The organism is Pseudomonas sp. NFACC42-2, from assembly GCF_900116055.1.
In the GTDB taxonomy this organism is placed as follows: Bacteria; Pseudomonadota; Gammaproteobacteria; order Pseudomonadales; family Pseudomonadaceae; genus Aquipseudomonas; species Aquipseudomonas marginalis.
The window spans coordinates 231,279-253,353 of sequence record NZ_FOZO01000008.1; the positions used below are offsets into that span (position 1 = coordinate 231,279).

Genomic DNA, 22,075 nt, shown 5'->3' on the forward strand with positions numbered 1-22,075 from the left:
GGCTACGAACCGGGGCCTGCAGGAAAAAGCCCGGCGCACATATGGTCAATAAACACGCGTACCTTGGTCGAGGTATGGCGACCGGGCCACAACATCCAGAAACTGCCCCGATGTTCCAGGTAATCATCCAGCACCCGTTGCAAGCGCCCCTCGTCCACGGCCTGGTTGACCATGTAGTCCGGCAGGCAGGCAATGCCCAAGCCCTCGAGCACCACATGCTTGAGGGACTCGATGGTGGTGCTGACCAGCGGCGTACGCAACAGCGGTTCCGCAGCCCCCGGGGCAAGGCGCAACGGCCAGGGCTCGAGCTTGCCCGTGGCGCAGAACTTGTGGCGCAGGCAGGCGTGGCCATTGAGGTCCTGTGGTTGCTGCGGCGTGCCGTGTTGGGCGAAGTAGCCCGGCGTGGCGACGAGTACCAACTGGTAGTGGCCCAGGTGGCGGGCCATCAAGCGCGAATCTTCCGGCTTGCCGGTGCGAATCACCGCATCGAAACCTTCCTCGATCACGTCCACCATACGGTCGGAGAAATCCACATCCAACTCGATCTCCGGGTAGGCGCGCATAAAGTCACTGAGCACCGGCATCAACAAGCCGCGCACCTGCGGCACACTGATGCGCAACTTGCCCCGTGGCGTTGCAGCGGCGTCCATCAGCTCCTGCTCGGCCGCTTCCACCTCAGCGAGAATCCGCCGCGAGCGCTCAAGGAACAGCGCGCCTTCACTGGTCAAGGTGATACTGCGCGTGCTGCGGTGAAACAGCCGCACGCCCAGGCGCTCTTCCATCCGCGCAATGCTTTTGCCCACGGCCGACGACGACACCCCCAGCACGCGGCCGGCGGCGGTGAAGCTGAGCGTCTGCGCCACCTGCACAAATACCGACAGGCTGCCCAAGCTGTCCATGATCTGCCTCCAGCAATTACGGACATCGGCGTCCGATAAGTTCGGAACCTTAGCCTGTTTTTCCGCCAGTCACAGCCCCCTACTCTGCCTGCTTGCCCTTTTACCTGGATAAACCCTCATGAGCAGCAGCCCTTCAATCAGCGCATCAGCCCAGCGGGACTCATTGCCCCTGGGCGGTCTACTGGCCCTGGCCAGCGCCGGCTTTATCACCATCCTCACCGAAGCCATGCCCGCCGGGCTTCTGCCGCAGATGGGCGAAGGCCTGGGCGTGTCGCCCGCCTTGGTCGGCCAATTGGTTACCCTCTACGCCCTTGGCTCCCTGCTGGCCGCCATCCCCCTGACGCTGCTGACCCGTGGCTGGCGCAGGCGGCCCTTGCTGCTGCTGGCCATTGGCGGCTTTGCCCTGGTCAACAGCGTAACCGCGCTGTCCAGCCATTACGGGCTGACCCTGGTGGCACGCTTTTTTGCCGGGGTCTTCGCCGGGTTGCTGTGGGCGTTGCTGGCGGGGTATGCGAGCCGAATGGTGGCGCCACACCTGCAAGGTCGCGCCATTGCCGTGGCGATGCTGGGTGCACCGCTGGCGCTGTCGCTGGGTGTACCCGCAGGTACCTTCCTCGGCACCGCCGTTGGCTGGCGCCTGAGCTTTGCGATCATGACCGGGCTGACCTTGGTGCTACTCGCCTGGGCACGCTGGCAACTGCCGGACTTTGCCGGCGAACGGGCGGATAAACGCCTGGGGCTGCGCCAGGTGCTGAACCTGCCGGGCATTCGTCCGGTGCTATGGGTGACGTTTACCTACGTGCTGGCCCACAACATTCTGTACACCTACATCGCCCCGTTGCTGGTGCCCGCCGGGATTGAGGTGGACGTTGACCGAGTGCTGCTGGTATTCGGCCTCTCGGCGGTGCTGAGCATCTGGCTGGCAGGTGTATTGATTGACCGGTGGCTGCGCGCCTTGCTGCTGATCAGCTGTGCGCTGTTTGGCCTGATCGCCCTGGCGCTGGCGTTGTGGATCAATGTGCCGGCAGTCATCTATATCGCCGTGGCGTTATGGGGCCTGGCGTTCGGCGGTTTGCCGGCATTGCTGCAAACCGCACTGGCCCAATCGGCGGGCGAGTCGGCGGATGCCGCACAATCCATGCTGGTGACCGTGTGGAACCTGGGGATAGCCGGCGGCGGCCTGGTGGGTGGCGTATTGCTTCAAGGTTGGGGCGTCACGGCCTTTCCATGGGCGGTTGTGCTTCTGATGCTGCTGGCCTGGGCCGGTGCATCACAGACGGCGCCCCAGCAGTTGGCCCGGCCAACCCGCCAAGTCGAACGTTGAAATGCGCTGGTAGCCACAGGACTCATAAAAGCGCACCAGATCCCCTGTCCCACCGCCATAGCAGTCCACACGCAAACGCGTGACTCCTGCTGCGCGGGCCTGGTCATCGGCAAAGGCCATCATGCGCCGCCCAAGGCCGCGAACACGGGGATCACGCGCGGCAATCAACAGGCGCACATACACCTCGGGCTCAGTCGCCGACGGTACATAAGGCATCGGATCGCCCAACACCAGCGCTCCTCGGAGATGCCCCTCGGGGTCCTCGACAACCCAGGCCCCGGGCAACGCGCAGGCTTCAGCCACTTGCGCGACCCGCCGGGGCGACCCCGACCAGGGCTCGGTGCCCCACTGATGGGTATTGCCCCTGCCAACGAACCAGGCGATCACCTCGTCGAACACCTGCAGCACGGCAGGAACATCCGCCACGCTGGCGCGGCGGATCAGCAAGCCATCCATTCCTTGAATCAACACGCTTGGAACTCCTGGGTCGACGATACCGAGTACCCAGTCTAGCGCACATAAAAAAGCCCCCGGTCTTTTCAGGCCGGGGGCTTCTTGTTCAAAGCGACATCAGTACTTCTTGATATCAGCCTTGGTTTCCAACTGCTTGCGGTACGCCGCGAAGTCCTGCTGGCCGACACGGGAAGCGAGGAAGCGGCGGTATTGCGCCTTTTCTTCGTCCGTTGGGGCAGCCGCTTCGTTGACGCCGTTCAAGCGCACGATCACCAGGCTGCCATCAGCCAGGGTCACGGTGGTGAAGGTCGGCTTGTCCTTGGCCGCAGGCTTGGGCATGCGGAACAGGGCTTGCAGCACGGCCGGGTCAATCGCTTCCTGGCTACGGGTAGCCGCTTCAGTGACTTTCCAGGCCTGGCCGTCGACCGGCTGGTTCAGCGGGGTCTTGCCATCACGCAGGCTGGCGATCAGCTCGTCAGCGTGAGTCTTGGCAGCCGCGCTGGCGCGCTCCTTGGCCATCTGTGTGCGAATCGCCGCAGCAACGCTTTCCAGCGGCAGTTGCGCCGGTTTGCGGTGCTCTTTGGCACGCAGCACGATGATGGTTTCCGGGTCCAGCTCGATGGCGCTGCTGTTGGCACCCTCATCCAGCACTTCCGGGCTGAATGCAGCGGTGACCACGGCGCGGTTGGCCGCAACACCGTCACCGCCCTCACGACCAAACGGCGCGGAGGTGTGTACGGTCAGTTTCAGGTCAGACGCCGGTTGGGCCAGATCGGAGGCTTCGAATGCCGCATCTTCCAATTGCTTGGTCGCTTCGACAAAACGCTGCTCGACCTGCTGGGTCTTGAGCTCGCGGGTCAGCTTGTCTTTCAGGCTGGCGAACGTCGGCACTTGCGGTGCTTCAACGCCCAACAGCTTGATCAAGTGCCAACCGAAGGTGCTGCGCACCGGCGCCGATACCTGGTCCTTGTTCAAGGCGTACAAGGCGGTTTCGAAGTCCGGGTCGTAGACGCCAGGGCCGGCAAAGCCGAGGTCACCGCCATTGTTGGCCGAACCTGGATCCTGGGAGAACTCCTTGGCCAGGGCCTCGAACTTCTCACCCTTGGCCAGGCGCGCCTGGATTTCTTCGATCTTGGCCTTGGCTTGCGCGTCGGTGACCTTGTCGTTGACTTCAATCAGGATGTGCGCCGCACGACGCTGTTCAGCGAGGTTGGCGGTTTCTTTCTGATAGGCAGCCTGCAGTTCATCGTCCTTGACGCTGACCTGGTCGAAGAAGGAAGACTTCTTCAGTTCCAGGTAGTCGATGACCACCTGGTCCGGGGTCATGAACTCCTTGGCGTGCTGGTCATAGTAAGCCTTGACCTCGTCGTCGGTGAGTTTCACCGCAGCAGGGTTGGCCTTGATATTGACGGTAGCGAAATCGCGGGTCTGCTTTTCCAGACGGGCGAATGCCAGCACTTCGGCGTCGGTCACGAAACCGCTGCCGGCGATGCCTGCGCGCACCTGGCCGATCAGCATTTCCTGGGTCAGCATCTGACGGAACTGCAGACGGCTGTAGCCCAGCTGACGGATCACCTGGTCAAAGCGTTCGGCGTTGAACTTGCCGTCCACCTGGAATTCCGGCGTCTGCAGGATCACCTGGTCCAGTGCAGCTTCAGAGAAGCCAAACTTGGAGTCGGCGGCGCCTTGCAGCAGCAGCTTGCGATCGATCAGGCCCTTGAGGGCCGCTTCGCGCAGCAGTTTTTCGTCCAGCAGTGAAGCATCGAAATCCTTGCCCAGCTGTTGCATCAGCTGGCGACGTTGCATGTCGACGGCCTGGCTCAGTTCAGTCTGGGTGATTTCCTCACCGTTGACCTTGGCCACGTCCTGCTTGGTGTTGGTCGAAGCCTGGAAAATGGCCTCGATACCGGTGAACGCCATCAATGCGACGATGATCCCGATAATGGTCTTGGCAATCCAGCCTTGTGAATTGTCCCTGATATTTTGCAGCATGCGTCCCCCAGAAACGGTTGAACTTCAAAAATTGGCAACCGTGGAGCGTGGGTAGAGTCCGGATAGAAGAAAGGCGCATCCGAGGATGCGCCTTCTCGTAACTGGCGGAGCGGGCGGGGGGTTGAATCTACACCCCCGGCTTGGCGACCCGATGGATACTTGGGTCAGCTGTCGCTCCGCTGCCAGGCCAGACCTGCGTCCGACCCGGGTAGCAAAGGCTTGATCGAAGCTTAGTTAACCGCTTCTTTCAGGGCTTTACCGGCTTTGAAACCTGGTTTCTTGGCAGCAGCGATTTGCAGTGCTTTGCCAGTCTGTGGGTTACGGCCAGTGCGAGCTGGGCGGTCAGTCACAGAGAAAGTACCGAAGCCTACCAGTACCACGGAGTCGCCGGCCTTCAGAGCGCCAGTGACGGATTCGATTACTGCATCCAGCGCACGGCCGGCAGCAGCTTTCGGGATATCAGCGGATGCAGCGATAGCATCAATCAGTTCCGACTTGTTCACTCTAAGTCCCCTTATATATCTATTGAGTATGATTCTAAGTTTTTTGGTAAACAGCAAAAACCAGTGCTGAATGGCCTACAGACACTTAAGAGCCGCTTTATAACAAGGGCTCTAAAAAGCTGTCAAGGAAGCCCCCAGGCTTATTCACATTAATGCGTGCTAATTCTTTCCTTGGAATCAGACTCTCGTTTTTCGTCCTTTGCAACTATCTCCGGAGCCACATCCGGCAAGGGCTCCGGCGCGTATTGCAGCGCAATTTGCAGGACCTCGTCAATCCATTTAACCGGTTTAATCTGAAGATCCTGCTTGATATTGTCGGGAATTTCCTTCAAGTCGCGAACATTCTCTTCAGGAATGATCACGGTCTTGATGCCACCGCGGTGTGCCGCCAGCAATTTCTCTTTCAGGCCACCAATGGCCAATACCTGGCCACGCAGGGTGATTTCCCCGGTCATCGCGACATCGGCGCGCACCGGTATGCCGGTCAATGCCGATACCAGGGCCGTGCACATGCCTACGCCAGCGCTGGGGCCATCTTTCGGTGTAGCCCCTTCCGGCATGTGGATGTGGGTGTCGTGCTTCTCGTGGAAGTCCAGGGGGATCCCCAGGCTCCTGGCGCGGCTGCGCACCACGGTCTGCGCGGCGGTAATGGATTCGACCATCACGTCACCGAGGGAGCCGGTCTTGATCAACTGGCCCTTGCCGGGGATCACCGCAGCTTCGATGGTCAGCAATTCGCCGCCCACCTGGGTCCACGCCAGGCCAGTCACCTGCCCTACCTGATCCTGCTGTTCTGCCAGGCCGTAACGGAATTTACGCACACCCAGGAAGTGCTCAAGCGCGTCGGCCGTGACCTTCACCGAGAAGCGTTTTTCCAGCGCATGCTCCTTGACCGCCTTGCGGCAAATCTTCGCGATCTGGCGCTCAAGTCCCCGTACACCGGCCTCGCGGGTGTAGTAGCGCACGATGTCGCGGATCGACTCGACGTCGAATTCGATCTCGCCCTTCTTCAGGCCATTGGCCGAAATCTGCTTGGGCGCGAGGTATTTGACGGCGATGTTGATCTTCTCGTCTTCGGTGTAACCCGGCAGACGAATCACCTCCATCCGGTCCAGCAATGCCGGCGGGATGTTCATGGAATTGGAGGTGCACAGGAACATTACGTCGGACAGGTCGTAGTCGACCTCCAGGTAATGGTCGTTGAAATTGTGGTTCTGCTCAGGGTCGAGCACTTCCAGCAAGGCCGATGCCGGATCGCCACGCATGTCGCTGCCCATTTTGTCGATTTCATCGAGCAGGAACAGCGGGTTGCGCACACCCACCTTTGTCATTTTTTGAATCAATCTTCCTGGCATCGAACCGATGTAAGTCCGGCGATGGCCACGAATTTCCGCCTCATCGCGCACACCACCGAGGGCCATGCGCACGAATTTACGGTTGGTGGCATTGGCGATGGACTCGGCCAGGGAAGTTTTACCTACCCCAGGCGGGCCAACCAGGCACAGCACCGGGCCACGAATCTTCTTCACGCGCTTCTGCACGGCGAGGTATTCGAGGATGCGTTCCTTGACCTCTTCAAGGCCATAGTGGTCGGCATCAAGGATATCTTCGGCACGGGCCAGGTCCAGGCGTACCTTGGTCTGAGCCTTCCACGGCACCTGCACCAGCCAGTCGATGTACGAGCGCACCACGGTGGCTTCGGCGGACATCGGCGACATCTGCTTGAGCTTGTTCAACTCGGCAGTGGCTTTGGTCAGGGCGTCTTTCGGCAGACCGGCGGCATCGATGCGCTTTTTCAGCTCTTCGATTTCGTTGTGGCCTTCTTCGCTGTCGCCGAGTTCCTTTTGAATGGCCTTCATCTGCTCATTCAGGTAGTACTCGCGCTGGCTGCGCTCCATTTGTTTTTTGACACGACCCCGGATGCGCTTCTCGACCTGGAGCAGGTCGATTTCAGCGTCCAGCAACGCCAGCACGTGTTCGACACGGGCCGACAGGTCAATGATTTCGAGGATGTCCTGCTTCTGCTCGATCTTCAGCGCCATGTGCGCGGCCATGGTGTCGACCAGGCGGCTTGGCTCATCGATGCTATTGAGGGAAGACAGGACTTCAGCCGGGACTTTCTTGCCCAACTGCACGTACTGCTCGAACTGCGAGAGCAGGCTGCGCACAAACACTTCGGACTCGCGCTCAGGGGCCTCGACTTCGTCGATCAGCACCACTTCGGCGCGCAGGTGGCCGTCCACTTCCATGAAACGCTCTACCGCGCCGCGCTGCTCGCCTTCCACCAGCACCTTGACGGTGCCATCGGGCAGCTTGAGCAGTTGCAGGACAGTGGCAATGGTGCCGACGCGATACAGGGCATCTTCGCCTGGATCATCATCGGCAGGATTTTTCTGGGCCAACAGCAGGATCTGCTTGTCGCCCGTCATCGCGGCCTCGAGGGCTTCGATAGACTTCTCGCGCCCCACGAACAGCGGGATAACCATGTGCGGATAGACGACGACATCACGCAACGGCAGGAGAGGCAATTCGATGGTTGTCTTCATGATTTCGCCTCTATGACAGTTGAAAAATAAGCTTGAAACCAAGATGGGGGCTGCGTGTAAAAAAAACAAGCTCAATGCTGGCAGTTACACACAGTAAAAATCCTTATGAAAAACAAAGGAGCCCCTAAAGGCCCCTTTGTGTGTACCAAAACTGCGAAACGCTTACGCGTCTGGCGCAGCCTTGGCAGTCGGCTCACTGTTTTCGTAGATATACAGTGGCTTGGACTTACCTTCTATAACGCTTTCGTCGATCACCACTTTACTCACCTCGGACTGCGAGGGGATTTCGTACATGGTGTCGAGCAATACACCTTCGAGGATCGAACGCAGGCCACGCGCACCGGTCTTGCGCTCCAGTGCCCGCTTGGCCACCGATTTGAGCGCGTCGGTACGGAACTCGAGGTCCACACCTTCCATCTCGAACAACTTGGCGTATTGCTTGGTCAGGGCGTTTTTCGGTTCGGTGAGGATCTGAATCAGAGCCGCCTCATCCAACTCGTCCAACGTGGCCAGGACCGGCAGACGGCCAACGAATTCCGGGATCAGACCGAACTTGACCAGATCGTCAGGCTCGACTTCACGCAGGGACTCGCCCACCTTCTTGCCTTCTTCCTTGCTGCGCACTTCTGCACTGAAACCGATGCCGCCACGGGTAGACCGTTGCTGAATAACCTTCTCCAGGCCGGAGAATGCACCGCCACAGATAAACAGGATGTTGCGCGTATCAACCTGAAGGAATTCCTGCTGCGGGTGCTTGCGGCCGCCTTGTGGCGGTACGGAAGCAACCGTGCCTTCGATCAGTTTCAACAGGGCCTGCTGCACGCCTTCACCGGAAACGTCCCGGGTGATCGACGGGTTGTCGGACTTGCGCGAGATCTTGTCGATTTCGTCGATGTAGACAATACCCATCTGGGCCTTCTCTACATCGTAGTCGCACTTCTGCAGCAGTTTCTGAATGATGTTCTCGACATCTTCGCCCACGTAGCCAGCCTCGGTGAGGGTGGTGGCGTCGGCGATGGTGAACGGAACGTTCAGCAGGCGAGCGAGGGTTTCTGCAAGCAGGGTCTTACCCGAGCCTGTAGGACCGATCAGCAAGATGTTGCTCTTGCCGAGTTCGACTTCGTCGCCTTTCTTGTCACGCTGGTTCAAGCGCTTGTAGTGGTTGTATACCGCTACGGCCAGAACCTTCTTTGCACGCTCTTGACCAATCACATACTGATCAAGGATGCCGCTGATTTCTTTAGGCGAAGGCAATTTATGCGCGCTGCTTTCGGCCTGGGCTTCCTGCACCTCCTCACGGATGATGTCATTGCACAGGTCGACGCACTCGTCGCAGATAAAGACCGAGGGGCCGGCAATCAATTTGCGCACTTCATGCTGGCTTTTGCCACAGAAGGAGCAATAGAGCAGCTTGCCGTTGTCCTCGCCGTTGCGGGTGTCAGTCATTCGTTCGATCCAAATCCGATAGGCTTGCAACACAAGATGAAGGCTTATGCGGGCTTTTTCAAGCCCGCAGGTGATCGGGAAACCCAACCAGCCCTATTTTGAGCGGCTTATATTAAGCGGGGCGCTTTTCGATCACTGCGTCGATCAACCCATATTCACGTGCGGCTTCGGCGCTCATGAAGTTATCGCGGTTGGTGTCGCGCTCGATTTCTTCCAGGGTGTGCCCGCTGTGCTTGGCCATCAGCGTGTTGAGACGTTCGCGGATGAAGAGGATTTCCTTGGCATGGATTTCGATGTCCGACGCCTGGCCCTGGAAACCGCCCAGTGGCTGGTGAATCATCACGCGCGAGTTCGGCAGGCAGTAACGCTTGCCCTCGGCACCTGCTGTCAGCAGGAACGCGCCCATGCTGCAGGCCTGGCCAATGCAGGTAGTGGATACGTTCGGCTTGATGAACTGCATGGTGTCGTAGATCGACATGCCCGCAGTCACCGAACCGCCCGGTGAGTTGATGTAGAGATGGATGTCCTTGTCCGGGTTTTCCGCTTCAAGGAACAGCAGTTGCGCACAGATCAGGTTGGCCATGTAGTCCTCTACCGGGCCCACCAGAAAGATCACTCGCTCCTTGAGCAGGCGCGAGTAGATGTCGTAGGCGCGTTCGCCACGAGCGGACTGCTCGACAACCATCGGGACCAGGCCGCCTGCGGCCTGGATATCAGAGTTCTGCTGAATATAGGAATTACGGAACATGCTCTGCAGTTACTCCCAAATAGTCATGTCTTGAAAACGCATAAGCCAGCGCGAGGCTGGCTTATGGTTGAATTTCCAACGAGTTGGACAATCAGTCGGCTTGTGCTGCTTCCGCCGGCTTGACTGCTTCTTCGTAAGAGACCGCTTTATCGGTCACCTTAGCCTTCTGCAGAACAGTATCCACAACTTGTTCTTCCAGCACAACCGAACGTACTTCGTTCAGCTGCTGGTCGTTCTTGTAGTACCAAGCCACGACCTGCTCAGGCTCCTGGTAGGCCGAAGCCATTTCCTGGATCATTTCGCGGACGCGATCTTCGTCAGGCTTGAGGTCGAACTGCTTGACCACTTCAGCCACGATCAGGCCCAGCACCACACGGCGCTTGGCTTGCTCTTCGAACAGCTCGGCCGGCAGTTGGTCTGGCTTGATGTTGCCGCCGAACTGCTGGACAGCCTGTACGCGCAGGCGATCCACTTCGTTGGACAGCAGGGCCTTAGGCACTTCGATCGGGTTGGAGGCCAGCAGACCGTCCATGACCTGGTTCTTGACCTTGGACTTGATAGCCTGGCGCAGCTCGCGCTCCATGTTCTTGCGAACTTCGGTGCGGAAGCCTTCGATACCGGTTTCCTTGATGCCGAACTGATTGAAGAATTCTTCGTTCAGCTCTGGCAGCTTAGGCTCGGAAACGCTGTTGACAGTCACGGTGAACTCGGCGGCTTTGCCAGCCAGGTCCAGGTTCTGGTAGTCAGCAGGGAATTCCAGGTTCAGGACACGCTCTTCGCCGGCCTTGGCGCCAACCAGGCCGTCTTCGAAGCCAGGAATCATGCGGTTGGAACCCAGCACCAGCTGAGTGCCCTTGGCGGAGCCGCCAGCGAATGCTTCGCCGTCAACCTTGCCAACGAAATCGATGTTCAGCTGGTCTTCGTTCTGGGCGGCACGGTCGACCACTTCGAAACGGGTGTTCTGCTTGCGCAGGATTTCCAGCATGTTGTCCAAGTCCGAATCAGCCACTTCGGCGCTCAGGCGCTCGATAGCGATACCGTCGAAACCGGCCACTTCGAACTCGGGGAACACTTCGAACACGGCAACGTATTCCAGGTCCTTGCCCGCTTCCAGGGACTTGGGCTCGATCGAAGGCGAGCCAGCCGGGTTCAGCTTTTGCTCAACCACTGCTTCGTAGAAAGAAGCCTGGATCACGTCACCGACGGCTTCATTGCGTGCATCAGCACCAAAACGGCGCTTGATTTCGCTCATTGGCACTTTGCCTGGACGGAAACCAGCGATCTTGGCCTTTTGGGCAGTCTGCTGCAGACGCTTGTTGACCGCAGTCTCGATGCGCTCAGCCGGCACGGTGATGCTCATGCGGCGCTCGAGAGCAGTAGTATTTTCAACAGAAACTTGCATGGATATTCCTCGTTGCACAGACGTTAGCCGGCCATTTCCGACCCCAATCAAGGGCATGCATTCTAGTGGGTCAAACTCAAGAAGTCACCCTACTGGAAATACGCCCGTAAACAGCCGGCAATTTATCGGTACGAAGGCACTGTCGCGCCCCGCCCCGGTGACAAATAAAGCCAATCACGCCAGGGCTCTGCGCCGCCCCTCTATATATAGAAGGGATCGTCGCCCATCTCCCTGACGGCCTACCTCGCAATGAAGGCAGATAACAATGCAGTATCATCGAGACACATAAATACGATGAAACGCATCGCCATCGCGACCCACAACCCGCAGCCACGAAAAACCGAACCGCCAAAACCAAAAAAGGCGCCAGACTGTTAAATCTGGCGCCTTTCGAATATGGGGTGGACGAAGGGGATCGAACCCTCGACAACGGGAGTCACAATCCCGTGCTCTACCAACTGAGCTACGCCCACCATATTGCGTTAACAAAGAAACCAAACTACTTCTTTGTCTAACCCCACCCTGCATGCAAACCGAGTAAGGCCTTATTTGGTGCGGATGAAGAGACTCGAACTCTTACGCCTCGCGGCGCTGGAACCTAAATCCAGTGTGTCTACCAATTCCACCACATCCGCGCTTGAAGCTCTTAAAGCAAAGGCGCCAGACGGTTAATCTGGCGCCTTTCAAAATATGGGGTGGACGAAGGGGATCGAACCCTCGACAACGGGAGTCACAATCCCGTGCTCTACCAACTGAGCTACGCCCACCATATAGCGCTACTTGTGCCAAAGCTGCCTAATGGCGCACCCGGCAGGACTCGAACCTGCGACCATCCGCTTAGAAGGCGGATGCTCTATCCAGCTGAGCTACGGGCGCCTTATTAATCTGTACTCTTGGAGGATTACAAACTAAGTGCTTCCAGCCTTGCAGAACAACGATTCTGCTCGACCTTCTTAACCAGTGCTAGGCTGTGCCCGACAAGTGCGACGAATAGTATAGAGGGCCTGGAAACCCGTCAAATCTTTTTTGAAAAAAATTCATTTTATTTAAGGGGTTAGGCCAATTTGCGGACCAAGCGCCTTTGCCCTCACGTCGTGGCGTGCGAGAATGCGCGCACTTTTCCTCCCCCTCTCGATGGTTAATCACGCGTAATGACTGCACAACTTATCGACGGCAAATCAATCGCCGCCAGCCTGCGCCAGCAGATCGCCAAACGAGTCACCGAGCGCAGCCAGCAAGGCTTGCGCACGCCTGGCCTCGCGGTGATCCTGGTCGGCAGCGATCCTGCCTCTCAGGTTTATGTCTCGCACAAGCGTAAAGACTGTGAAGAGGTCGGCTTTATTTCCAAGGCCTACGACCTGCCTGCCGACACCACCCAGCAGGCACTGACCGACCTGATCGACAGCCTCAACGACGACCCGGCGATGGACGGCATCCTCCTGCAATTGCCATTGCCCGCGCACCTGGACGCGTCCAAGCTGCTCGAGCGCATCCGCCCTGACAAAGACGTCGACGGTTTCCATCCCTATAACGTCGGCCGCCTGGCCCAGCGTATCCCGCTGCTGCGCCCGTGCACGCCCAAAGGCATCATGACCCTGCTGGAAAGCACCGGTGTCGACCTGTACGGCCTCGATGCCGTCATCGTCGGCGCGTCCAACATCGTGGGCCGCCCCATGGCCATGGAGTTGCTGCTGGCCGGTTGCACCGTCACCGTGACCCATCGTTTCACCAAGGACCTGGCCGGCCACGTTGGCCGTGCCGACCTGGTCGTCGTGGCCGCCGGCAAGCCGGGCCTGGTCAAGGGCGAATGGATCAAGGAAGGCGCCATCGTCATCGACGTGGGCATCAACCGCCAGGAAGACGGCAAGCTGGTCGGCGACGTGGTGTATGAAACCGCCCTGCCCCGCGCCGGCTGGATCACCCCGGTGCCGGGTGGCGTTGGCCCGATGACCCGTGCCTGCCTGCTGGAAAACACCCTGTACGCCGCAGAAACCCTGCACGGTTAATAACCAACCGTACTGAAAAAGCCCTGCCTTATCGCAGGGCTTTTTATTGCCCGGAAGAAAACCTGTTTTTTCTTAGTTTTTAAGCACTTTCGTCCGGTTTTAGAAGAACATTCGACAGTCTGTCGTCCATACTCCTAAAATGTAACGCCATTTGTCACAAAACCCGTTTCCCAACGGTATTTCTTACTTTTTAGCGAGTTCATCCGCGTGAAAATTCGTCTTTCCATTGTCAGCCTGTTTTTTGCGTTCACCGGCACCTTTGCACACGCTGCCGACTCCGCCCTGGCGCCGCGGGATCCCTCCAAACTGCAGATCGCTTCCGGCAGCGCAATGCTGGTAGACCTGCAGACCAACAAGGTCATCTACGCCAGCAATCCCGACGTGGTGGTGCCTATCGCTTCGGTGAGCAAGCTGATGACGGGCCTGATCGTGCTGGAAGCCAAGCAGAACATGGACGAGTACATCGACATCAACATCACCGACACGCCGGAGATGAAAGGCGTGTTCTCCCGCGTGAAGATCGGCAGCCAGATGCCGCGCAAGGAGATGTTGCTGATTGCCCTGATGTCCTCGGAAAACCGCGCCGCCGCGAGCCTGGCGCACCACTATCCGGGCGGCTACGCGGCCTTTATTGCCGCGATGAACGCCAAGGCCAAGGCCCTTGGCATGACCAGCACCCATTATGTCGAGCCCACCGGCCTGTCGATCCACAACGTGTCCACCGCCCGCGACTTGAGCAAGCTGCTGGCCTATGCGCAAAAATTTCCGATGCTGAGCCAGTTGAGCACCACCAAGGAAAAGACCGTAGCGTTCCGCAAGCCCAACTACACCCTGGGTTTCTCCAATACCGACCACCTGATCAACCGCGCCAATTGGGATATCAAGCTGACCAAGACCGGTTTCACCAACCAGGCCGGCCATTGCCTGGTGCTGGTCACCCGCATGGGTAATCGTCCGGTGTCGCTGGTGATCCTGGATGCTTTCGGCAAATTCACCCACTTTGCCGATGCCAGCCGTATCCGTAGCTGGGTCGAGACCGGCAAGGGCGGCTCGGTGCCGGACGTGGCGCTGCGCTACAAGGCTGACAAGAACCTGAAGAACCGTGCGAATGCCGCCGAAGTCCGCCGTTAAGGAACACCGAGAACTCATTTAGGAGGGGCTCGCCCCTCCCATTTTATTTGTGTTCCGCCAACACCTTGAGCGCCTGCGCCGCCGCCCGCTCCTGCCCGGCCTGGGCCGTTGCGTTCGCCGAATCCCGCCAGCGTTGCGCATCCACATTGGCCGGCAATTGGCTCGGGCGCTGGGTGACGATTGCCCAGTGCCCGGCACTGCCCCACTTCGACTCAAAGTCGCTGAAGCTCATCAGCAGGCGTCGGTCCATGCCTGAACGCAACAGCACCGTGCTTTTCTGCTGGTTGAAACCCACCACCACCACGTAGCGCGCGTCAGACAGCAGGCCGCCGCCAATCCGCGCCATCACCGGGTAACCCGCCGCCACCTGCGCCAGTACCGCGGTCAGCTTGGCATCCAGGGGGTACACCATCAGCCCGTACTCACGGGCCAGCACCTGCATGTTGCGCTCCAGGTCCGCTTCACCGCCCGGCAAATGCAACGGCTTATCCAACAAGCCCGGTGTCATCACAATGCCTTGTTGCGACAGCATGCTGGCTAATGCTGTAGGACCGCTCTGATAAGCCTCGCTGCGAAAGGTCGGCACACCATTGAGTTCGACACGTTCCGGCAGGCCCGGAAGTTTCGACGGCTGCCCGGAACAGGCCGCAAGCCCCAGGGCACAGGCCAGCAACAAGGATGTTTTAAGGTTCGACCGTAACCGCAATTTTTTACTCTCTTGATCAACTGCCGGTGAGGGCCCTGATCATAGGACGCTCTGCCACGCGGGTATAGCCCAGAGGCTCAGTAAAGCGTCGCGGATAGAGCAAACGAGTTGGACGAACACGACCATTGGTCAATAGCAGGCAACCGCCGGGTAGCTAGACTGTCCATTGAGAAGACTGTGTGTGCCCCCTGCGGGGCGAAAGGAGGCCAAAATGAGCCTTGCAACAACGATTTTCCTGTTGATCTGCGGTTGGCTGGCGGTAGCCGGCGCCATGTTGTGGGGGGTGTTGCGCATTACTCGCCGGCACCATCACCCCCACGTCAAACCTGCGGCACCCGCCAAGCCCCATAGAGCGGCGGTGCACCACGCCTAGCCAGGCATGCAATTGAAATCCTGAGTCGCGGCGACTTCCTTACCGTGCCCGTCCATCAGGGATGCGCGCACGGTGGTGCCCAGGCTCGACTCCACCAGGGTGTAATGCTCACCCGCCTTGAAATCCTTGTACTCGACCCGACCCTCGCAGTCCTGCTGGTTGTCGTCGCCTGCCTCTTCCTCGAACAACGTCACGTCCAGGCGGTGATCCCCGGGGGTCACCTCGAAAAAGCGCCCGTCGTCGACACGCTTGCCGTCCACACGTTCAGCCATCAGGTCGTTCGGCGCTTCTTCTTTCAAGCCGATCCAGGCTTCGCTGGGGTCCGCCTTGGGAATCGGGCCGGCACAGGCCGACAACAACAAAACAGCCCCCAGGGCGGGGATCATCAATAAAGGTTTGAGTGACATGGCAGGGCTCCAAAGAACATCAGTTAAAAGACAAGTCGTCCGATGGGATGCAAGCTTGGGCAGCCACGCCCTGTAGAACAAATGAATCCATATGAAACGATCTTCAGCCCTTAACTAAATGTTCCTTCACCTGGCTGAAAGGCGCGTGTTAGGTGGGTCGGACGAGACTGCCGGGGTTTGCAATCCTGCTCCCTCGGAGGTTCACGCATGCTCGGGCTGGTAAAGACCGCACTGCAAAAGCCGTACACGTTTATCGTGTTGGCCATATTCATCTGCATCATCGGGCCGATGGCGGCCCTGCGAACCCCCACTGACGTGTTTCCCGATATCGGCATCCCTGTGGTCGCCGTGGTCTGGCAGTACAACGGTCTGTCGCCGGACGCCATGGCCGGTCGGGTGATCTACACCTACGAACGCTCCCTGAGCACTACCGTCAACGACATCGAACATATCGAATCGCAATCCCTGCCCGGCATGGGCATCGTGAAGATTTTCTTCCAGCCCGGCGTCGACATCCGCACCGCCAACGCCCAAGTGACCGCCGTATCACAAACGGTGCTCAAGCAGATGCCACCGGGCATCACGCCGCCGCTGATCCTCAACTACAGCGCCTCCACGGTGCCGATCCTGCAAATGGCGTTCTCCAGCCCGACGCTGTCGGAAGCCAAAATTCGCGACCTGGTGCAGAACAATATCCGCCTGCCCCTCAGCGCCCTGCCCGGCCTGGCCATGCCCACGCCGATGGGTGGCAAGCAGCGGCAGATCACCCTTGACCTCGACCCCCAGGCGCTGGCGGCCAAAGGCTTGTCGGCCCAGGACGTGGGCAATGCCCTGGCGCTGCAGAACCAGATCATCCCGGTGGGCACCGCCAAACTCGGCCCCAACGAATACACGATCCTGCTCAACAACAGCCCCAAGGCCATCGATGAGCTCAACGACCTGCCGATCAAGACCGTCGACGGCGCGCTGATCACCATCGGCCAGGTCGCCCACGTGCGCGACGGCTCGCCGCCGCAGACCAACATCGTGCGCGTCGACGGCCATCGCGCGGTGCTGATGCCGGCGTTGAAAAACGGCAGCATTTCCACCCTGTCGATCATCGACGGTATCCGCCAGATGCTGCCGCGCATCAACGAAACCCTGCCGCCGTCACTGAAGACCTCGCTGCTGGGCGACGCCTCGGTATTCGTCAAGCAATCGGTGGGCAGCGTGGCCCAGGAAGGCATCATCGCCGCGCTGCTGACCAGTGCGATGATCCTGCTGTTCCTCGGCAGCTGGCGCTCCACGCTCATTATCGCGGCGTCAATTCCCCTGGCGGTGCTGTCGGCCATTGCGCTGCTGGCGGTCAGCGGGCAAACCCTCAACGTCATGACCCTCGGCGGGCTGGCGTTGGCCGTAGGGATCCTGGTGGACGACGCCACGGTGACCATCGAAAACATCAACTGGCACCTGGAGCAAGGCAAGCCGGTGAAGACCGCGATCCTCGACGGTGCCGCGCAAATTGTCGGCCCGGCGTTCGTCTCGCTGCTGTGCATCTGCATCGTGTTCGTGCCGATGTTCCTGCTGCAAGGCATCGCCGGTTATCTGTTCCGGCCGATGGCGCTGGCGGTGATCTTTGCCATGGCCAGCTCATTCATTCTTTCGCGCACCCTGGTGCCGACGCTGGCGATGTTCCTGCTCAAGCCGCACACGCCGGAGCCAGGCGTGGGGCACCATCCCGAAGATGCATTCATCAACCACCATGAGGGCGAGCAGCACCCGAAACCGCGCAATGCCGCACTGCAAGCGGTGCTGAATTTCCAGCAGGGTTTCGAGCGTCACTTCTCGAATATCCGCGACACCTACCACGGCCTGCTGACCTTGGCCCTGGGCAATCGCAAGGGTTTTATCGTCGGTTTCCTGGCCTGTGTGCTCGCCTCATTCCTGCTGCTGCCAAGCCTGGGCCAGGACTTTTTCCCGGCGACGGATGCCGGTGCGCTGGCCCTGCATGTGCGCCTGCCGCTGGGCACGCGTATCGAAGAAAGCGCCGCCGCCTTCGACCGCATCGAAGCGCGGATCCGTGAAGTGATCCCCGCCGAAGAGCTGGACACCATCGTCGATAACATTGGCATTCCGCTCAGCGGCATCGACATGGCCTACAGCAGCAGCGGCACCATCGGCCCGCAGGACGGCGACATCCAGGTCAGCCTGAAAAAGGGCCATGCGCCCACCGCCGACTACGTGAAGAAACTGCGTGAAGCGCTGCCGCAGAGTTTCCCAGGCAGCCACTTCGCGTTTCTGCCGGCGGACATCAGCAGCCAGATCCTCAACTTCGGTGCGCCGGCGCCGCTGGACGTGAAAATCTCCGGGCGCAGCGATGCAGAAAACCGCGCCTATGCCGTCGAGTTGGAACGTCGCCTGCAACACGTGCCCGGCATCGCCGACCTGCGCATCCAGCAGTCCACCGGCTACCCGTCGCTGCAGGTGAATGTCGACCGCATGCGCGCCAATGGCCTGGGCATTACCGAGCGGGACGTGACCAACAGCATGGTGGCGTCGCTGGCCGGCAGTTCGCAGACCGCGCCGACCTTCTGGCTCAACCCGGCCAACGGCGTGTCCTATTCCATCGTCGCCGCCACCCCGCAATACCGCCTCGACAGCCTGCCGTCACTGGAAGCGCTGCCCGTCACCGGCGCCGATGGGCAGTCGCAGATCCTCGGCGGCGTGGCAACCATCTCCCGCGTGCAAAGCCCGGCGGTAGTGACCCACTACAACATCGAACCGACCCTGGACCTGTACGCCAACGTGCAAGGCCGCGACCTCGGCGGCGTAGCCCGCGACGTGCAAAAGGTGCTGGATGACACCGCGCATCTGCGCCCCAAAGGCGCGACGATCAGCCTGCACGGGCAGATCGATGCGCTGCATGAAGCCTTCAGCGGCCTGAGCCTTGGCCTGCTGGGTGCGGTGGTGCTGATCTACCTGCTGATCGTGGTCAACTTCCAGTCGTGGGCCGACCCGTTCGTAATCATCACCGCGTTGCCGGCGGCGCTCGCGGGGATCGTGTGGATGCTGTTCCTCAGCGGCACCTCCTTGTCGGTGCCGGCGCTCACCGGCGCCATCCTGTGCATGGGCGTCGCCACGGCCAACTCGATCCTGGTGGTGAGCTTCTGCCGTGAGCGCCTGGCCGAACATGGTGATGCGTTGAAAGCCGCCATGGAGGCCGGTTACACGCGCTTCCGCCCGGTATGCATGACCGCCCTGGCGATGATCATCGGCATGTTGCCCCTGGCGATTTCCGAGGAGCAGAACGCCCCGCTCGGGCGCGCCGTCATCGGCGGTTTGATCTTCGCCACCCTCGCCACATTGTTGTTTGTTCCCGTGGTCTTCAGCCTGGTCCACGGTCGCCACCCTACTCGCGCAGTTGCAGGAGAAACCCCACATGTCGTCTGATCACAAACCCTCGCGCAAGCGTCTGATGCTCATGGGTGTCGGCGGCCTGACCCTGGCCGCCCTGTTGGTCGCCAACGGCCTGCATGCCCGTACGCTGCACGAACAATCGGTCACGGCCTGGACCGAGACCGCCGCCATCCCGCACGTGATGGTGTTCCAGCCCAGGCAGAATGTGGCCGGCGATACCTTGCGCCTGCCGGCGCACCTGGAAGCCTGGAGCAAGGCGCCGATCCACGCCCGGGTCAGCGGTTACCTGAAGGATTGGAAAGTCGATATCGGCAGCCACGTCAACGCCGGGCAAGTCCTCGCGGAAATCGACAGCCCCGACCTGGATCAACAGCTGGCGCAGACCCATGCCCGCCTGGTGCAGGAACAGGCCAACGCACGCCTGGCCGAAACCACCGCCACGCGCTGGCAAAACCTGCTGGCCAGCCATTCGGTATCGCGCCAGGAGGCCGATGAAAAAACCTCCAATGCCGCTGCCGCCAAGGCCAACGCCGAGGCCGCCGCTGCCGACTATGCCAGGCTGTCGGCGCTGGAAAGCTACAAGACCCTTCGCGCCCCGTTCGCCGGCACCATCACCGCGCGCAACACCGATATCGGCCAGCTGATCAAGGCCGACACCGACAGCGGTCCGGAACTGTTCAACATTGCCGACACCCATCAATTGCGCCTCTATGTACCGGTGCCGCAGAACTACGCAGCGGTCATCCATCCGGGCCTTGAAGCCGAGCTGACCGTGCCCGAGCACCCCGGCAAGCATTTCAAGGCGCGCCTGATCGGTGACTCCACCGCCATCGACCGCCGCTCCGGCACCCTGCTCGCCCAGTTCGTCGCCGACAACCCCGACGGCGAGCTGCTGCCCGGTGATTATGCCGAAGCCACCCTGCCGATTCCGGCCGATACCCATGGCGTGAGCATCCCGGCCAGCGCCCTGATCTTCCGCGCCCAGGGCACCCAGGTGGCGGTGTTGGACGGGCAGAACCATGTGCACCTGCAGCCCATCCATATCGGCCTCGACCTGGGCGAACGCCTGGTGATCGACCAGGGCTTGAAACCCGCCGACCGCATCGTCGACAACCCACCCGACGCACTGCGCGAAGGTGATCCCGTGCAACTCGCCGATGCCTCCGGAGGTGCGCATGCGCATAAGGCTTAAACCGCTCGCCGCATTGACGCTGCTGCTCTTGCAGGGTTGCTCGATGGCGCCGACCTACAAGGTGCCGGCGATCGACCTGCCGGCCCACTACCGCGAACAGACCAGCGATGGACCCTGGCACAGCGCCCAGCCGTCCGACCAACTGGCGCCCGAATGGTGGAAGCTCTACAACGATTCGCGCCTGAATGACCTGCAACAGCAGCTGCTCAAGGCCAACCCGGACCTGGCGGCGGCGCTGGCGCACTTCGATGCTTCCCAGGCGTATGCCAGCCAACTGCACGCAGGCCTGTTCCCGCAGATCAGCGCCAGCGCGCAACCGCAGCGCCAGCGGCAATCGGATTCGCGACCGTTGCGGGGGGATACGCAACCGTCGGTGTACAACAGCAACATCGCGGGCTTTTCGTTGAGTTACGACCTGGACCTGTGGGGCAAAATCCGCAACCAGGTCGCGGCCGGCGATGCCCAGGCGCAAGCGTCCGGGGATGACCTGGCGGTGGCGCGCCTGAGTTTGCAGCGTCAGTTGGCCACCTTGTACGTGCAGCTCAATGGGCTGGATGCACAGAGCCGGATTCTCACTCGCTCGCTGGATGATTTCAGCCAGGCATTGCAATTGACCCGCAGCCGCTACGAGGGCCAGATAGCCTCGGAGCTGGACCTGACCCGTGCGCAAAATCAACTGGCGCAGGCCAGGGCGCAATTGGATGAAGTGCGTGGGCAACGCAATCTCACCGAGCACGCCATCGGCGAGTTGGTGGGTGTGGCAGCCAGCGACTTTACCTTGCCGCCCGGCCAGCAACTGATCGCCCTGCCGGGAATTCCGTCACAGCTGCCAAGCCACCTGTTGCAACGTCGCCCGGATATTGCGGCGGCAGAGCGCCGTGTGTTTGCAGCCAACGCGAATATCGGCGTAGCCAAGGCGGCGTGGTATCCGGACTTCAGCTTGACCGGGTTGATCGGCGGGCAGACACAGGGCGTCGGCAATCTGCTGTCGGCGGGTAATCGGTATTGGGCACTGGGGCCGTTGGTCAACCTGCCGTTTTTCGACGGTGGCCGCCTGAGCGCCAACGAACGCCAGGCCAAGGCCGAGTTTGAAGAAGCGTCCGCACAGTATCGCAGCCGGGTGCTGAAGGCCGTGCGCGAGGTGGAAGATAACTTGGCGCAACTACGGGATTTGCAACAGGAGGCGCAGGATGAACAGGCAGCGGCGGATGCGGCACAACACACGCAATCGCTGGCGATGAACAGCTATCAAGCGGGTGCGGTGAGTTACCTGGATGTGGTGACCGCGCAGACCGCAGCGTTGCAGGCGCAGCGGACATTGCAGGCGGTGCAGACGCGGCAGTTGCAGGCCAGTGTAGGACTCATGACCGCACTCGGCGGCGGCTGGCAACCTGGCGCCTGACATCACCCCAGGCACAGTGATAGCGGTGGAACAGCCAGTTTATCCGTGGCTGAGCCACCGCCATCGGGGTGTAGAACCGTAGACATCGTTTACATCTGAAACCGGGGACATCGTTTACACATTTGAGGCCTGGACGCGGGTCATACCTC

17 protein-coding genes and 4 tRNA genes are annotated in these 22,075 nt (G+C 60.3%); 7 read left to right on the forward strand and 14 right to left on the reverse strand.

Annotated elements, in window-relative coordinates; all coding sequences use genetic code 11:
- Positions 1-2: 2 nt before the first annotated feature.
- Positions 3-899, reverse strand: coding sequence for a LysR family transcriptional regulator (locus tag BM416_RS17345; RefSeq protein ID WP_092488862.1), 897 nt, complete (start codon positions 897-899; stop codon positions 3-5).
- Positions 900-1,017: 118 nt separating this feature from the next.
- Here BM416_RS17345 and BM416_RS17350 point away from each other — a divergent pair, with 118 nt between their 5' ends.
- Positions 1,018-2,223, forward strand: a complete 1,206-nt coding sequence (locus tag BM416_RS17350; protein ID WP_092488863.1) for an MFS transporter — start codon at positions 1,018-1,020, stop codon at positions 2,221-2,223.
- On the opposite strand, the gene BM416_RS17355 is transcribed toward BM416_RS17350, so the two are convergent.
- From BM416_RS17355 to BM416_RS17405, 11 genes are all read right to left on the reverse strand, one after another.
- On the reverse strand, positions 2,170-2,694 hold the full coding sequence (locus BM416_RS17355; RefSeq protein WP_092488864.1) for a GNAT family N-acetyltransferase: 525 nt from the start codon (positions 2,692-2,694) through the stop codon (positions 2,170-2,172). The genes BM416_RS17350 and BM416_RS17355 overlap by 54 nt on opposite strands.
- A 99-nt stretch (positions 2,695-2,793) precedes the next feature.
- Positions 2,794-4,668, reverse strand: a complete 1,875-nt coding sequence (locus tag BM416_RS17360; RefSeq protein ID WP_092488865.1) for a SurA N-terminal domain-containing protein — start codon at positions 4,666-4,668, stop codon at positions 2,794-2,796.
- A gap of 230 nt (positions 4,669-4,898) precedes the next feature.
- A complete protein-coding gene (locus BM416_RS17365) occupies positions 4,899-5,171 on the reverse strand; it encodes an HU family DNA-binding protein (RefSeq protein ID WP_003174819.1) in 273 nt (90 codons plus the stop codon).
- Between the two features lie 149 nt (positions 5,172-5,320).
- Positions 5,321-7,717 (reverse strand): endopeptidase La, encoded by a 2,397-nt coding sequence (lon, locus tag BM416_RS17370; protein WP_065940151.1) that lies wholly within the window; start codon positions 7,715-7,717, stop codon positions 5,321-5,323.
- Positions 7,718-7,879: 162 nt separating this feature from the next.
- Positions 7,880-9,163 (reverse strand): ATP-dependent Clp protease ATP-binding subunit ClpX, encoded by a 1,284-nt coding sequence (gene clpX, locus BM416_RS17375; RefSeq protein ID WP_003238279.1) that lies wholly within the window; start codon positions 9,161-9,163, stop codon positions 7,880-7,882.
- A 112-nt stretch (positions 9,164-9,275) separates the two neighbouring features.
- Entirely contained in the window at positions 9,276-9,911 is a 636-nt protein-coding gene (clpP, locus tag BM416_RS17380) for an ATP-dependent Clp endopeptidase proteolytic subunit ClpP (protein WP_003174822.1), read from the reverse strand.
- A 91-nt stretch (positions 9,912-10,002) separates the two neighbouring features.
- The gene (gene tig / locus BM416_RS17385; RefSeq protein WP_027606242.1) at positions 10,003-11,313 is read right to left on the reverse strand and encodes a trigger factor; all 1,311 of its coding nucleotides are present in this window, start codon (positions 11,311-11,313) and stop codon (positions 10,003-10,005) included.
- A gap of 397 nt (positions 11,314-11,710) precedes the next feature.
- A tRNA-His gene (locus BM416_RS17390) sits at positions 11,711-11,786 on the reverse strand.
- Positions 11,787-11,863: 77 nt separating this feature from the next.
- A tRNA-Leu gene (locus BM416_RS17395) sits at positions 11,864-11,948 on the reverse strand.
- 56 nt (positions 11,949-12,004) lie between these two features.
- Positions 12,005-12,080: transfer RNA gene (locus BM416_RS17400), tRNA-His, on the reverse strand.
- Positions 12,081-12,112: 32 nt separating this feature from the next.
- A tRNA-Arg gene (locus tag BM416_RS17405) sits at positions 12,113-12,189 on the reverse strand.
- Between the two features lie 275 nt (positions 12,190-12,464).
- Here BM416_RS17405 and folD point away from each other — a divergent pair.
- Positions 12,465-13,319: a bifunctional methylenetetrahydrofolate dehydrogenase/methenyltetrahydrofolate cyclohydrolase FolD gene (folD, locus tag BM416_RS17410; RefSeq protein WP_090402619.1), complete on the forward strand. Its 855-nt coding sequence runs from the start codon at positions 12,465-12,467 to the stop codon at positions 13,317-13,319.
- A 207-nt stretch (positions 13,320-13,526) separates the two neighbouring features.
- A complete protein-coding gene (gene pbpG / locus BM416_RS17415; protein WP_092354602.1) occupies positions 13,527-14,450 on the forward strand; it encodes a D-alanyl-D-alanine endopeptidase in 924 nt (307 codons plus the stop codon).
- Between the two features lie 43 nt (positions 14,451-14,493).
- Here the strand turns inward: pbpG and BM416_RS17420 are convergent, their stop codons facing one another.
- A complete protein-coding gene (locus BM416_RS17420) occupies positions 14,494-15,156 on the reverse strand; it encodes a peptidase C39 family protein (protein ID WP_092488866.1) in 663 nt (220 codons plus the stop codon).
- A 211-nt stretch (positions 15,157-15,367) separates the two neighbouring features.
- Here BM416_RS17420 and BM416_RS30610 point away from each other — a divergent pair, with 211 nt between their 5' ends.
- The gene (locus BM416_RS30610) at positions 15,368-15,529 is read left to right on the forward strand and encodes a hypothetical protein (RefSeq protein ID WP_162844269.1); all 162 of its coding nucleotides are present in this window, start codon (positions 15,368-15,370) and stop codon (positions 15,527-15,529) included.
- On the opposite strand, the gene BM416_RS17425 is transcribed toward BM416_RS30610, so the two are convergent.
- A complete protein-coding gene (locus tag BM416_RS17425) occupies positions 15,526-15,936 on the reverse strand; it encodes a PA0061/PA0062 family lipoprotein (protein WP_092488867.1) in 411 nt (136 codons plus the stop codon). The genes BM416_RS30610 and BM416_RS17425 overlap by 4 nt on opposite strands.
- A 207-nt stretch (positions 15,937-16,143) precedes the next feature.
- On the opposite strand from BM416_RS17425, the gene BM416_RS17430 reads away from it, so the two are divergent.
- From BM416_RS17430 to BM416_RS17440, 3 genes are read left to right on the forward strand one after another with little or no spacing between them, the layout of a single operon-like run.
- Entirely contained in the window at positions 16,144-19,365 is a 3,222-nt protein-coding gene (locus BM416_RS17430) for an efflux RND transporter permease subunit (protein ID WP_092488868.1), read from the forward strand.
- Complete coding sequence (locus BM416_RS17435; protein ID WP_092488869.1) at positions 19,355-20,524, forward strand: efflux RND transporter periplasmic adaptor subunit; 1,170 nt, start codon at positions 19,355-19,357, stop codon at positions 20,522-20,524. Before BM416_RS17430 ends, BM416_RS17435 begins: the two co-directional genes overlap by 11 nt.
- A complete protein-coding gene (locus BM416_RS17440; RefSeq protein ID WP_092488870.1) occupies positions 20,508-21,926 on the forward strand; it encodes an efflux transporter outer membrane subunit in 1,419 nt (472 codons plus the stop codon). Before BM416_RS17435 ends, BM416_RS17440 begins: the two co-directional genes overlap by 17 nt.
- Positions 21,927-22,075: the final 149 nt, after the last annotated feature.